Raw genomic sequence first — 13,036 nt, 5'->3', positions numbered from 1 at the left:
CTCCGGGCAGGCCCATCTTCGGCCGATTTCTTCGTTGCTCGTCGGTCACAATGCGCTGCGGCATTGCTCCCTCCTCGCGCCTCGAAATCAACTCGAATCTGGGCCTGCCAGTTGGTCATATTATTTCATTGCGAGCCCTAACGACCACGCGGCCATCTTTGGTATAATTTCTCGTGGGTTTCGAGCGCAAGCCGATTTGCTTGGGAATCGCGGGCGGAAGCGGTTCCGGGAAATCGTGGCTGGCCCGCCGCCTCAAGGAGAGCCTCGGGGTTCCGGTCTCCATCATCTGCCAGGACTGGTACTACCACGATAACGGGGGCTTAAGCCCCGAAGAGGGCCGCAAGCTCAATTTCGACCACCCCGAATCCATCGAAACCTCGCTTCTCGTCAGCCATTTGGCCGAGCTTTTGGCCGGCCGGCCGGTGGAGGCTCCCCGCTACGACTACGCCACCCATTCCCGCCTCAAGCAGACCCGCAAGGTGGAGCCGGCTCCCGTCTTGATCCTGGAGGGGTTGTTCACCCTTCAAGCTCCCCGCCTGCGCGGCCTCATGGAGTGGGCGGTTTACATCCAGGCTCCGGACGACGTGCGGCTCATGCGCCGCATCCGCCGCGACTCGAGGGAAAGAAGGGTGGATCTGGAGGAGACTTTGCGCCTCTACGAGCACTGCGTCAAGCCCATGCACGACATCCACGTGGCTCCCTCGGCCGCCCACGCCACATGGGTGTGGCGGCAGGCAGAGGACAAGGATTTCCCCGGGCGTCTCACCGCGCTCCTGCGCGAGAGGCTGTCAACACCAGAGCTGGCGCATGAGCGGGAAAGCATCTCCGCGATTGCGCTCGGTGCTGCGGGCTCCGCCCGCTAGTTCCCCAGAACGGTGTAGTGCCAGGGCTTGCGCGCCGCCCCCCCCAGCTCCGCCATGACGTGCTTGGCGACCGTGTATTCCTCGAGGGCGTTCTTGGAGAGGTCCTTGCCGAACCCCGAGTGCTTAAATCCCCCGTGGGGCATTTCCGAGGCCAGCGGCAGGTGGTCGTTGATCCAGACCGTGCCGAAGCGCAGGGCGTTGGACATGCGGAAAGCCCGGTGCGCGTCGCGGGTCCATACCGAGGCGGCCAGGCCGTAGGGGACGTCGTTGGAGAGGGCCAGGGCCTCTGCCTCGTCCTTGAAGGGCAGAAGGCAGACCACGGGCCCGAATATCTCGCGCTGGACGAGCTCTGAGTCTTGGCTCGCCCCGGATATGACGGTGGGCTCGAAGTAGAAGCCTTTTTTTAGTCCGCGGGGCCTGCCGCCGCCCGCCAGGACCTTGGCCTTGTCTTGGGCCCTTTGAAGGAAGGCTTCCACTCTCTCCCTATGATCCGAGGAGACGAGGGGGCCCATGTCGGTGTCTGCCTTGGCCGGATCCCCCACTCGGATCTTGGCGACCTCCCCGAGGAACGCTTCCGTGAACTTCTTGAAGATCGAGCCGTGGACGTAGAGGCGGGTGGCGGCCGTGCAGTCCTGGCCGGCGTTGACGAAGGCCGCGACCGCCGCGCCCTGGACCGCTGCGTCCAGGTCCGCGTCCTCGAAGACGACGAAGGGGGCCTTGCCTCCGAGCTCGAGGTGGCAGCGCTTGAGGCTGTCCGAGGCCTGCTGCATGATTTTCTTCCCCGTCTCGGTGTCGCCGGTAAACGAGACCAAGCGCACGTCCGGATGGCTGGTGAGGGCCCGGCCGGTGTCCTCGGCCCCGGTCAGGATGTTGACGACCCCCTCCGGGATTCCGGCTTCGAGGGCGAGCTTGCCCATCTCTATGGTGGTCAAAGGCGTGAGCTCCGAGGGCTTTATCACCGCGGTATTTCCCGCGGCCAAAGCCGGCCCGAGCTTCCAAGCCGCCATCATCAGGGGATAATTCCAGGGCGTGATGAGGGCGGTCACCCCGATGGGCTCCCGGCGGAGCATGGAGGTGTAGCCCGGGCAATACTCCCCGCCCGAGATTCCCTCGAGGAGCCTGGCCGCTCCGGCGAAGAATTTGAGGTTGTCGGCCGCGAAAGGGATGTCCCCGTCGCGGGCGAGCTTCAGGGGCTTGCCGGTGTTGGCCGATTCGAGGGCGGCCAAATGGGGCAGGTTCTCTTCGATGAGGCTTGCCCATTTATAGAGCACGGCCGAGCGCTCCGCCGGGGATTTTCCGGACCAGGCGCCGGAGTCGAAGGCTTTCTTGGCCGCGGCCACGGCCTGGTGCACTTCCAAGGGTCCGGCCTCGTAGGCTTCGGCCAAGGTCTCCTCCGTGGCGGGGTTGACGATGGCGCGGGTCGAGCCCCGCGAGGCGTTTACCCATTTTCCGTCTATGAGCATTTTCAAAGACTTGTTCTTGATCAAAGTCGTGGAGGTCATGATTTCCTCACTGGATTTTTTTTGGTTTCGAAATGCCTGGCGTTGACTTCCTTGAAGACCTTCTCGATGGTGTCTACGGCCATGCCCATCTCCTGGGTGGTGAGGGTAAGCGGCGGCTCGATGCGCAAAGTCTTGGCCGAGAACAGGGTTCCGGCCACCAGAACCCCCCGGTCGAAGAGGCCCTTGGACACCTCGTAGCCGACGGCATCGGTCGGAAATTCCATGCCGATCATGAGGCCCTTGCCGCGCACGTCGATGCAGAGCTTGGGGAAGCGCCGGCGCAGGGCCCGGATTTTGGCCATCATCTCGTTGCCGATCTTCTCGGCGCGCTCCGGGAGCTTTTCCTCCAGGAGAACGTGGATGTTGGCGATGGCGGCGACACAGGCCAAGGGATTGCCGCCGAAGGTCGTGGAGTGCAGCCAGGGCTCCGGGAATAACTGCTCCCAGATCGTCTTGTTAGAGACGAAGGCGCCGATGGGCATCACCCCGCCGCCCATGGCCTTGCCCAGGCACATGATGTCGGGCACCACGTTCCAGTGGTCCACGCAGAACATCTTGCCCGTGCGGCCCATGCCGGTCTGCACCTCGTCTACGATGAGCAGAGCCCCGTAGCGGTCGCAGAGGTCCCTGACCCTTGGGAAGTAGTCGTCGGGCGGGACGTTGATGCCGCCCTCTCCCTGGATGGGCTCGAGGATCACCCCCGCGATGTCGTTTCCGACCTCGTCGGCCCCTTTAAGCGCCGATTCGATGTAGTCGGCGTCGCCGTAGGGCACGTGGTAGCAGTCGGGAAGGATGGGAAGAAAGGGCTGGCGGAACTTCGCCTTGGCCGTGGCCGACAGGGCCCCCAAAGTCTTGCCGTGGAAGGCCGCGGTGGCCGCGACGAAGGACTTGCGCCCCGTGTGAAGCATGGCGAGCTTCATGGCGCCCTCGATGGCCTCGGCCCCGGAGTTTCCGAAAAAGCTGAATTGGAGGTCTCCCGGAGTTATGTCGTGGATGAGTTTGGCCAGGATCGCCCGGAAGGGCTCCAGAAGCTCCTGGGAGTGCAGGGCCTGGCGCTTGAGTTGGTTTGAAACCGCCTCCACCACGGTGGGGTGACGGTGTCCCACGTTGAAGATGCCGTAGCCTCCCAGGAGGTCCAGGTACTTCTTGCCCTTCACGTCCGTAAATCCATTGGCGCTGTCGGCCCATTCCACGGAGACGTATTCGGTGGAGACGGACTTGCGGTACTCAAGGATGCCCGGGTTGACGTGATTGGAGTAGTAGCTGGCCGTGGCTTCCGTGACCCAGTTTTTGTCCTCCTCGCTGAGCTCCGGCTTGGCCACCAAAGCCAAAGTTTTTTCCGTCTCCTTCAGTATGTCTTGGGCTGAAACTTTCATAGAAACCTCATAGCGTCAAAGGATGTTCCATCATCTCGCGCAGCGAGAATACCTTCCTGGCCTTGAGCTCCCGGAAGAAGCCTTTGGGAGAGAGCGTGCCCTCGGGCGCGGCCACCCCCCAGGGGAGCAAGGTCTCTCCCCTCAGTATCAGGTCCGCCGCTATGGCCGCGGAAAATCCCACGCCCATCGCCCCGGCGCTCAAGGTCCGGGAGGGCCGTATCTCGCAGTCCCATGTGATGCGCAGCGGTTTTCCGCTGCGCGTGCCGCTCATCGCAACCCGCAGGATCTCGAAATCCTGCGGGTTAGCCGAGGGGCCGTGCAATGCTGTTTGGGCTAAAGCCGTCATGAAGTCTTGGGGCGAAACGCGGCTTGCGTTGACCTGTATGGGTTCTTTGGAGGAAAGCCCGAGCCCGGAGAGAAGCTCAAGCTGCTGCTTGAGCTTCTGAGGGTAAGCGATCTTAAAGGCCAGATTCTTCAGGCCCTTGCCCTTGAAGAAGGCGGGCAAGGTCCCAACTTCCGAGTGAATCACGGCCCCGGCGGAGACTCTCCCTATCGGAGCTCGGAATTCGAGCTCCTCACTATTGCCGTGGGCGGGAATTTCCCGCAGCTTTCCATTGCTCCACACCGGGGCCGGGGCCTCGTATTCCGCCAGCATGGTGCGGATCGAGAAGGGCGGCAGGAAGCGGTTTTGGCTCAGGGCCGGATCGTGGCTCGCGTCGTAAATCCCCACGGTTTCGATCGTGTCGAAGCCCTCGGAAAGTCCCGCCGCCATGAGATTCGTAATCCCAGGTGTCGAACCACATCCTAGTATTCCGAGGAGTTTCGCTTTGCGGAACTCCTCGGCTCGCCGTAGTTGCTTGATCGTCGTGTGGTACAGTCCGCCCAAATCTACGTAATGGGCCTTCAGCGCCAGGGCCAGGTCCATGGCCTTGATGTTGTGCTCGTACCATGCGGCATTGAGGATGCATGCCGCGCCCGCGAGTTTTCGGGATGCGCCCTCAATGCGGGTGAGGTCGAGAGGGATCGCCTTTATTTTTTTTCTTTGGGCGATCTTGGAGAGCACACCAGTACTTCTCTCGATGCTCAGGTCCGCCGCCAAAACGCGCGAGACCCGGGGATTGGCCGCCAGGTCGTGGAGGGCCGCCTCGGCCATTTGGCCGAAAGCGCCCAGTACTGCGACGGTGAAGCCCCGAGGCTTCACCGTTGGAACTCCTTGAGAGCGTTTTCCAGGATGTCGAGCCCTTTTTTGAGGAGTTCCTCTTCGATAGTTAATGGCATCAAGGTCCTGAGCACGTTCTCATGGATGCCGGCCTTGATGACGATGAGCCCCTTCTCGGCGCAGGAATGGGAGATGGCCTTGACCCGTTCGGCCGGGAGGGGCTCCTTGGTTTTCTTGTCCGCCACGAGCTCGACGGCGCGCATGGCTCCCAGGCCTCGAGAATCCCCCACGGTAGGGATTTCCTCGCGCCAGGAATCGAAACGCTCGCCTACGGTTTTACCGATGCGCCGGGCGCGCCCCAGGATGTCTTCTTTTTTGAAGATGTCGAATACCGCCAGGGCCGCGGCGCAGGCCATGGGGTTGCCGCCGTAAGTCCCCCCGATGGCTCCCGTGGCGGCGCTGTCCAGTATCTCGGCTCGGCCCACCACGCCGGAGATGGGCATGCCCGCCCCCAGGGACTTGCCCACCACCATGAGGTCAGGCGCCACTTCCGAGTGCTCGATGGCGAACATCTTGCCGGTGCGCCCGAAGCCGGTCTGGACTTCATCTACAATAAAGACGATGCCATGCTTGTCGCAGATCCGGCGCAGGCCCTGGAGAAATTCCGGCGGGGTGACGACAAATCCCCCCTCCCCTTGGACGGGCTCGACGATGATCGCGGCCACGTCCTCGGCCGCGACGTCGGTGAGAAATAGCCGCTCGAGCTCCTGCAAGCAGTGCCGGGAGAGATTTTCTTCCTTGATTCCTTCCGGCGCCCTGTAAGCGTAGGGAAATCTCGCCCGGTATATCTCGGCCGGGGCGGGCCCGAAGCCCTGGCGCAGGGGCTTGTACTTGCCGTCCAAGGCCAGGCACAGCAAGGTGCGGCCGTGGAAGGCGTAGTCGAAGCTGATGACGCCTTTTCTTTTAGTGAAGGCCCGGGCGAACTTGACCGCGTTCTCCACGGCCTCCGAGCCGCTGTTGAAGAGAATGGCCTTCTTGGGGCCGGGCCCCGGCGCGATCTCGACGAGCCTGCGGCAAACCTCGATGTAGCCGGGGTAGGCCGCGACATGGAAGGATGTGTGGAGGAGCTTCTCGGCTTGATCCCGCAGGGCCGCCACCACCGCGGGGTGGCAATGCCCCACGTTCAAGGCCCCGATCCCCCCGGCGAAGTCAATGTAGGATTTTCCGTCCACGTCCCAAATAGTGGCGTTTTGGGCGCGCTCGGCCACGATGGATGTGTAAGCCGCCGTCCCTGTGGAAACTAGGGAATTTCTTCGGGTCCAAAGCGCCTCTGATGCCGATTTTTTGTTTGTTTTTCCCATTTTTATAAGTATAAATAAAGAGAAATTAAGAAATGGAACCGGAAGACTTGCCCTGCCTGCGCACTATACCAGTTTCCCGGAGGGGCTGTCAAAAGCGCGGTTCAGAGGACGGGGGCTACGCCAGGGCTTTCCTGATCAGCTCGAAGGCCTGGTCGAGCTCCTTCTGGGAGATGACGAGCGGCGGGGCCAGGCGAATAATGGTGCCGTGGGTTTCCTTGGCCAGAAGCCCCAAGGCCATGAGCTTCTCGCAGTAGGGCCGGGCCAAGGTTTTAAGCTCCAGGGCGATGAGAAGTCCCTTTCCGCGAGCCTCTCGGATATAGGGGCTCTTCAATGATTTAAGGCGCTTCAAGAAATGCTGGCCGAGCTGGGCGGCGCGGGCCGGGAGGTTCTCCTTGACTATCACGTCCAGGGCCGCCAGGCCGATCGCCGAGGCCAGGGGGTTGCCGCCGAAGGTGCTGCCATGGGTGCCCGGGGCAAGTAGGCCCAGTATTTCTTTTGAGCCGGCCACGGCCGAGATAGGGTAAAACCCTCCGGAGAGGGCCTTTCCTAGGATGATGAGGTCTGGCTGGACCGCCTCGTGCTCGACGCAAAACATCTTCCCGGTGCGGCCAAGTCCGGTCTGGATTTCATCCGCGCAGAAAAGCACGCGGCGCTTGGCGCAGATCTCACGGGCCTTCTTGAGGTAGCCCGCAGGCGGGATATTGACCCCGGCTTCGCCTTGGATGGGCTCCAGTAAGAATCCGCAAGTGTAGGGAGTGATCGCCGTCTCTAGAGCCTTGGCCGAGCCATGGGGAATGATTTTAAATCCCGGGGTCTTGGGGCCGAAATGGGAGTAGGAGTCCGGGTCCGAGGAGAAGCCGACTATGGTCGTGGTGCGGCCGTGGAAGTTACCCTGGCAGACGATGATCTCGGCCCTATTGGAGGCGATCCCCTTGCGCAAATAGCCCCAGCGCCGCATGGCCTTGATCGCGGTCTCCACGGCCTCGGCCCCGGAGTTCATGGGAAGGGCCATTTCTTGGCCCGTGAGCTCGCAGATTTTCTTGAGCAAAGGGCCCATAAGGGTATTGTGAAAGGCGCGCGAGGTTAAAGTCAGTTTCCCCATCTGGGCCGACGCCGCGGCCCAGATTTTGGGATGGCAATGGCCTTGGTTTAGAGCCGAGTAGGCGCTCAAAAAATCGAAGTAGCGCTTTCCCTCCACGTCCCAGACGTAGATACCCTGCCCTTTCTCCAAAACGACGGGCAAGGGAGCGTAATTAGGGGCGCCGTAGCGCTCGGCCAATTGGATGTGCTTTTCAGTCTCGTCGTTCAATGATATACTCGCCCTGCATGCCCAAAAATAATTTGCCCGGCCGCCCTCTGGGCGGGATCGGAATCCCGTTCAAGGGATTTCCCCGCCTTCGGGTCCTTGATTTTAGCAAATTGCTTCCCGGCCCCTATGCCACCCAGGTCCTTGCCGACATGGGCTGCCAAGTGACCCGGGTGGAGCTTCCCCATTTCGGGGACATGACCCGCGATCTTCCCCCCAAGATCGGGAACGTGGGCTCCACGTATTGGATGGTCAATCAAGGTAAAAAGCGCCTGTGCTTTGATTTTAGAAAGCGAGAAGGGATGAGAAGGCTTCAGAGCTTGATCAAAGCCTCGGACGTCCTGGTGGAGGGATTTCGTCCCGGCCTCATGGAGCGCCTGGGGCTCGGCTTTAGAGCCGTCCAACGCTTGAACCCCAGGCTCATTTACTGCTCGATCACGGGCTATCCGTCCCAGGGGCCCATGGGCCGCAAGGCCGGGCATGACCTGAACTTCCTGGCCGCAAGCGGCTTCCTGGGACTGGGAAACTCCGAGGGGAGAATCGCCTTCCCCCCGACTCAGATCGCGGACCTGGCTGGGAGCATGGGGGCCGTGTCCGGGATTTTGGCGGCACTCCTCGAGCGCGGCCAAACTGGGAAAGGGCGGCAACTACAGCTCTCCCTAGCACAAGCGGTTCATTCCTGGCTCGTGATTCCCCTCGGCCATCTCAAGGCCACGGGCAAGGACCCCAGTCTCGGCCGCTTCTGGTGGAACGGGGCCCATCCCTTTTACCGCCTCTACCGGGCCAAGGACGGCCGAGAGCTCGCCGTGGCCGCGGTGGAGAAGGGATTTGCGGTATCCCTCCTCGACTGCCTGGGGTTATCCAGGCTCCGGAACCTGGCCGACGATCCCATGCGCCACCGGGCGCGGCTGAGCGGCGCCATGTCCCGCGTGTTCCGGACCGCGGCGTTGAAGGAGTGGGAAAGCCGCTTCAAGGGCAAGGATTTTTGCGTGAGCCCGGTTCGTTTTTTGGCTGAAGCAAAAGTGGGTGAAATAGCATAGGCCGTTTGCCGCCTGATCCTTAGGACCTCCGACCCATCCCTTCCTCTCCCGTTATTGTTATAAAAACTGCATGCAAGGCGCCATCGCGTTTTTTGTCGTCGCCGGCTGGGTTGCGGCCTCTCCGACAATCAGGGCTGAAGCCGTCAAAACGGACACGCCGTCCTTCGCGCAAAAGCCCTCCGAGGAGATCAAGGTCGCCATGGGACGCTATTTCGCCGCGTTGAGGGCGCTTAAGCAGGCGCAATTGCTTAAAAGAATGATCGAGAATGGGATTCGGCGTATTTCTCCCGCCGGGTCTTACCGGCTCATATCCTCTGACTATGAACTGGAGATTGGCCCCGAGGATATGCCCGTTTACCGGGCATTGTACGCCAATTTTTATTCGTCGCCCAGGCATTTCCTGTATTTGCCGGAGCCCGAGGACAAGCGAGCGCGGATCAAATACAGGCCGTCCGAGTTTGAGTATCTGTACCCCTGCTGGAAAAACGCCTTTTGCAAGCTTTTGACGCAAACGGCCGCCGTGGCCCCGAAGGGGGAGGGCCTTGCGAATCTGATAGCTTGGGGTCGGGAGACGGTCGTGTATGAGAAGTGGGGCGGATATCCCGTCCTCTATGATAACTGCTACAGGAATTTGCCGCAGCTACACTAGGTTATCCACAAAAACTCCCGGGAAGTTTTTGTGGATAACTTCCGAATCTTCAGCCCGGTCCGCGCGTCGCGAGCCTGAACCCGTAGTAGAGAAGAAATCCCCCCGGCCCCAATGAAATCCAGGGAGAGCCCCTCCCCTTGGCCAGAATCGCTCCCGCCGCTGAAAACAGGATGACGAAGGCCCCCACCCCGAGCATGAACTCGACGAGGTTCTGGGCAAAGAAGAGGCCCGTGTTGCGGTAGCTAAAGAACAGCAGGCTTGCTCCTCCCAGGACCATGAACAGGAAGTGGCCGAAATAGATCCGGCTCCACATGGCGGCGGTGATGAGGACGGGGATTTTGCCCTGGGAATAGAATATGGCGAGCAGCATGAAGCCCAGATGCAGAAGGCCGGAGAGGATGAATACGAGCCCCAGCCTGCGGCGTATGGCCGAAGATGGCGGTATCATCCGGCTATGGCTGGGAGGTGAAGACCCAGGGAGGGCTATCCGGCCGGGCCAGGAGGCCCGTGGGCCTTTCCACAAGCCGCCCGCCGTTATACAAGGTCAAGAGCAGCCGGTCCCCCTCGAAATACTGCATGGAAAAAAGAGCCACGGCCTGGGCCGGGGTGTATATCCTTTTGTCCCCGTATTGCTGGGCCCAGGCCTTTAAGGCCTTTATGTCCTGGCCGTTGATCGCGACGATCCAGGCATTCTCGTCGTAAGGCCCTAGCGGCGCGTCCTTATAATCCTTTGCGGATGCGGCGGGGGCCTTTACCTTCAGTATTTTCAAGCCGGGAATTTCCTTCCCGGCGATTTTTAGGGTTTCCTCGTACCAGGCCGATTTTTCCATCCCGAGCCAGCCTGAAGCGGTGGGCTTGCCCTTCTTGAACCGTCCTAGAAAGTGCCGCAGGGAATCCACGGGCACGGCCTCGTTGTAGCCGTCCCCGTATCTCGAGCATATGACGCCCACGACCTTCTTGCTGTCCCGGGAGATGAGAGGGCCTCCCGAGTTTCCCCCGAATATGGTGGCCGAGATCGAGACGAGGCTGCGGGGCCAATATTGGTCCACGTTTGCCGAAACCGGATAGGCCATCACCTGGCCTTCGGTCACGAATTCAGCCCTCTTGATGTACCGGGCGGGAAAGCCGATGGCCGCCACGTTCATTCCTTTCATGTTCCCGGGGTCGCTTTCCAGTTGCAGGAAGGCCGAGAAGCGAGGCTCCTTGAGCTTGAGAATCGCCAAATCCCGGTAGAAATTCTTGGCCGCCACCACGGCCTTGCCCCTGGGCGGGGCCATTCCAGGCCCGGGCCTAAAGAGCCAGCGCAAGGTCACCTCCTGCCCGAGGTTTAGCCCCTTCACCACATGCCAATTGGTGACCACCAGCTCCTTATCAATGAAGAAGCCGCTTCCCCAGCTCGTCGGTTCGCCCTTGGAGTCCTCTTCGGTCGCCACCTGCACGACGGCGCCGAGAAAATATTTGAGGCAGGCCTCGGATCGAACGGCCGCGCCGGCTTTTAGGCATTCCTCGGCCGATATCGTCCTAGGGTCAATCACGGGCCAGCTGTCCATTTCCGCTTCAGGAGGAGGTTCGCTGGGATTTCCCCGCTGCCACCAGGGGGTGTCCGCGGCCGATATGGTCACGGACATAACCATATTTGTGGAGAGGATGAAGGCGAGAATGATATTTCTTGCCACGGCCCTAAGGATACAGGGATATCGCCCGGTTTTCAAGGGGAGAATTTGGCGGCAATTTCATATGGTGCTTTCGGCCCAAGTCCCAATAGGTCCTATGGCCCTGTAAATTTTCAGGATAAGTCTCTATCTTATGTGTATGAATAAAAATCTATTGATATTCGCCGTTGTTGTAGCGCTGGTTCCCCTGGCTTTGCAGTCTGCATTGGGTATTCTACCTGACTTGCCAGGGGATGATGGTCGGGACCCTATTTCAGGTTATGTGCTCGAGAGGCAACCTGCTCCAGAGGTCGTTGAGGACGATTATAAATCGGGGTATACAGAAGCGGACAAGATGTTCCTGCGCGAAGAGCGCATCAAAATCCGGAACATGGCAACGAGGGAGGTGGGGGATTTTGAAATCTTCGTGAATTTCGCTTTAAATGAAATCATGGCAAGTTGGGATAAGGCAAAAGCCCAAGCTCCTTTCAATGCCGAGGAATCAGCCAAAAAACATTTGGAGCAAATCGTGGAATTGGAAAAGATGGCGGTTCGTTCCCTGACCTTTTTAAAGGATCAATTAAAGAGCGATGAGCAGTTCTTCTTGGCTTCGGGCTCCTGGGGTGAATTCGCGAAGCTCAAGGCCGCGGGAAGAATCCTTAAAAACGCGAGGAAATATTCTGGCTATTCGGAGATTTATGACAGAATACACGCGGCGCAGATACGGATTCAGGAAGACTCCAAGCGCATCCAAGCCCAAGCGCGGCGGGAATATGTCATTAAGAAGATGCTTGACTCAAAAATTCCCTAAAGCTCCTCTTGAGCCAGCGCCTCGTCCAGCGCCTGGGCGATGACCTCGGCGTCGGCCTTGGCCAGGCAAAGAGGCGGCTTTATGCGCAGGACGTTTCCGGCCATTCCCCCCTTGCCGATGAGGACCCCGCGGTCCTTCATAATATCCAGGATTCGGAGCGTCATCTCCGGGGCTGGCTCCTTGGTTTTCTTGTCCTTGACGAGCTCGACTCCTATCATGAGCCCCTTGCCGCGCACCTCGCCGACGGCCTCTCGCCTTTGGACAAGCTCGCCAAGCTTGTCCAAAAGGTAGCTTCCCACCTCGTGGGCGTTGGCGGCGAGGCTCTCCTGATCATAGACGTCGAGCACCGCCCCGGCCGCGGCCATCTGCACCGGGGAGCCCCCGAAAGTGTTGTAGTGCAGTTTGCCTTTCATGGAGGAGGCTATTTCCCGGGTGGTGACGACGGCCCCGATGGGGTAGCCGTTGGCCAGGCCCTTGGCCAGGGTGACCATGTCCGGGCGCACCCCCCATTTCTGTATGCCTAGAAAGTCGTTGCCGGTGCGTCCCATCCCGGTCTGGACCTCGTCCGAGATGAAGAGCCCCCCGTATTTTTTCACGACCTCGTAGGCTCCTGGGAAGTATTCGGGCTCGGGGGTGATCACGCCCCCCACGCCGTTGATGGGCTCGGCGAAGAAGGCCGCGATCCGCCCGCTGGTGGAGGCTCGGATGGTGTCCTCGAGTTCGGTCACGCAATACTGGGCGAACTCCTTGGGAGTCATCCCTTTGGGTCTCCGGTAGGTATAATCGGCCGGGGCGTGGGTGACTCCGAAGGGATAGGGGGTCGAGTGCCGCCAGGCGGCCTGCCCGGTCAAGGCCATGGCCATCATAGTGCGGCCGTGGTAAGCATGGCGCAGCGCGACAAATTCCGAGCTTCCGGTGTGGTTCTTGGCGATGAGGGCGGCGAGCTCGTTGGCTTCCGAGCCGGAATTGGTGAAGAAGCACATATCGAGCTCGGGGTTCGCGGGCTTAACTTTTTCAATCAAGCGCCGGGCGTACAGCCCCAAGGACGGATGCAGGTAGAGGGACGTCGTGTGGAAGTATTCCTGCATCTGCTCTGTGATTTTCTTCAGGAAGTGCGGATGGGAGTGGCCGATCGAGACCGTGGCCACCCCGGCGAAGGCGTCCAAGTACCGCCGGCCCTTTTCGTCATAGACGAACTGCCCCCGCCCCTTGACGATCTGCAGGGGCTTGGAATACATGGGGCCGGGGAGAGGCAGGATATGCTTCTCCCGGAGTGCCGCGACTTCATCCGTGGTCGGCGCCAGAACGGCTTCCATC

The 13,036-nt window shown here is 60.6% G+C and carries 12 protein-coding genes; 4 read left to right on the top strand and 8 right to left on the bottom strand.

Features of this window, described 5'->3' with window-relative positions; genetic code table 11:
• Positions 1-173: 173 nt before the first annotated feature.
• Complete coding sequence (gene udk / locus HY921_12080; protein ID MBI5631607.1) at positions 174-863, top strand: uridine kinase; 690 nt, start codon at positions 174-176, stop codon at positions 861-863.
• On the opposite strand, the gene HY921_12075 is transcribed toward udk, so the two are convergent.
• The 5 genes from HY921_12075 to rocD all read right to left on the bottom strand — a co-directional run bounded on the left by HY921_12075 (position 860) and on the right by rocD (position 7,570).
• Positions 860-2,365, bottom strand: a complete 1,506-nt coding sequence (locus HY921_12075; GenBank protein ID MBI5631606.1) for a gamma-aminobutyraldehyde dehydrogenase — start codon at positions 2,363-2,365, stop codon at positions 860-862. The genes udk and HY921_12075 overlap by 4 nt on opposite strands.
• Entirely contained in the window at positions 2,362-3,741 is a 1,380-nt protein-coding gene (locus HY921_12070) for a putrescine aminotransferase (protein ID MBI5631605.1), read from the bottom strand. The genes HY921_12075 and HY921_12070 overlap by 4 nt, the downstream gene beginning before the upstream one ends.
• Before the next feature lie 7 nt (positions 3,742-3,748).
• The gene (locus tag HY921_12065) at positions 3,749-4,942 is read right to left on the bottom strand and encodes a saccharopine dehydrogenase NADP-binding domain-containing protein (protein ID MBI5631604.1); all 1,194 of its coding nucleotides are present in this window, start codon (positions 4,940-4,942) and stop codon (positions 3,749-3,751) included.
• Positions 4,939-6,261, bottom strand: coding sequence for a 4-aminobutyrate--2-oxoglutarate transaminase (gene gabT, locus HY921_12060; protein MBI5631603.1), 1,323 nt, complete (start codon positions 6,259-6,261; stop codon positions 4,939-4,941). The genes HY921_12065 and gabT overlap by 4 nt, the downstream gene beginning before the upstream one ends.
• 115 nt (positions 6,262-6,376) lie before the next feature.
• Entirely contained in the window at positions 6,377-7,570 is a 1,194-nt protein-coding gene (gene rocD / locus HY921_12055) for an ornithine--oxo-acid transaminase (protein ID MBI5631602.1), read from the bottom strand.
• A gap of 17 nt (positions 7,571-7,587) precedes the next feature.
• On the opposite strand from rocD, the gene HY921_12050 reads away from it, so the two are divergent.
• Entirely contained in the window at positions 7,588-8,607 is a 1,020-nt protein-coding gene (locus tag HY921_12050; GenBank protein ID MBI5631601.1) for a CoA transferase, read from the top strand.
• A gap of 70 nt (positions 8,608-8,677) precedes the next feature.
• A complete protein-coding gene (locus HY921_12045) occupies positions 8,678-9,256 on the top strand; it encodes a hypothetical protein (GenBank protein ID MBI5631600.1) in 579 nt (192 codons plus the stop codon).
• Between the two features lie 49 nt (positions 9,257-9,305).
• Here the strand turns inward: HY921_12045 and HY921_12040 are convergent, their stop codons facing one another.
• Complete coding sequence (locus HY921_12040) at positions 9,306-9,704, bottom strand: hypothetical protein (GenBank protein MBI5631599.1); 399 nt, start codon at positions 9,702-9,704, stop codon at positions 9,306-9,308.
• Between the two features lie 4 nt (positions 9,705-9,708).
• Positions 9,709-10,932 (bottom strand): trypsin-like peptidase domain-containing protein, encoded by a 1,224-nt coding sequence (locus HY921_12035; GenBank protein MBI5631598.1) that lies wholly within the window; start codon positions 10,930-10,932, stop codon positions 9,709-9,711.
• Between the two features lie 136 nt (positions 10,933-11,068).
• Between HY921_12035 and HY921_12030 the strand changes: the two genes are divergently transcribed.
• Positions 11,069-11,719 carry a hypothetical protein gene (locus HY921_12030; GenBank protein MBI5631597.1) on the top strand — a complete coding sequence of 217 codons (651 nt, stop codon included), beginning with the start codon at positions 11,069-11,071 and terminating at the stop codon, positions 11,717-11,719.
• On the opposite strand, the gene HY921_12025 is transcribed toward HY921_12030, so the two are convergent.
• Entirely contained in the window at positions 11,716-13,035 is a 1,320-nt protein-coding gene (locus tag HY921_12025; protein ID MBI5631596.1) for an aspartate aminotransferase family protein, read from the bottom strand. The genes HY921_12030 and HY921_12025 overlap by 4 nt on opposite strands.
• Between the last annotated feature and the right edge of the window lies 1 nt (position 13,036).

It is taken from the genome of Elusimicrobiota bacterium, from assembly GCA_016218575.1.
Lineage (GTDB): Bacteria > Elusimicrobiota > Elusimicrobia > UBA1565 > UBA9628 > JACRDN01.
The sequence above is the reverse complement of the archived record's forward strand: the minus strand, read 5'-3'. Positions and strand labels throughout refer to the sequence as shown.

What these genes read in the sequence shown, in the direction of transcription:
- HY921_12075 (MBI5631606.1), bottom strand. Translation starts at nt 2,365, where the DNA reads ATGACCTCCACGACTTTGATCAAGAACAAGTCTTTGAAAATGCTCATA.
- HY921_12070 (MBI5631605.1), bottom strand. Translation starts at nt 3,741, where the DNA reads ATGAAAGTTTCAGCCCAAGACATACTGAAGGAGACGGAAAAAACTTTG.
- gabT (MBI5631603.1), bottom strand. Translation starts at nt 6,261, where the DNA reads ATGGGAAAAACAAACAAAAAATCGGCATCAGAGGCGCTTTGGACCCGA.
- HY921_12050 (MBI5631601.1), top strand. Translation starts at nt 7,588, where the DNA reads ATGCCCAAAAATAATTTGCCCGGCCGCCCTCTGGGCGGGATCGGAATC.
- HY921_12045 (MBI5631600.1), top strand. Translation starts at nt 8,678, where the DNA reads ATGCAAGGCGCCATCGCGTTTTTTGTCGTCGCCGGCTGGGTTGCGGCC.
- HY921_12040 (MBI5631599.1), bottom strand. Translation starts at nt 9,704, where the DNA reads ATGATACCGCCATCTTCGGCCATACGCCGCAGGCTGGGGCTCGTATTC.
- HY921_12030 (MBI5631597.1), top strand. Translation starts at nt 11,069, where the DNA reads ATGAATAAAAATCTATTGATATTCGCCGTTGTTGTAGCGCTGGTTCCC.
- HY921_12025 (MBI5631596.1), bottom strand. Translation starts at nt 13,035, where the DNA reads ATGGAAGCCGTTCTGGCGCCGACCACGGATGAAGTCGCGGCACTCCGG.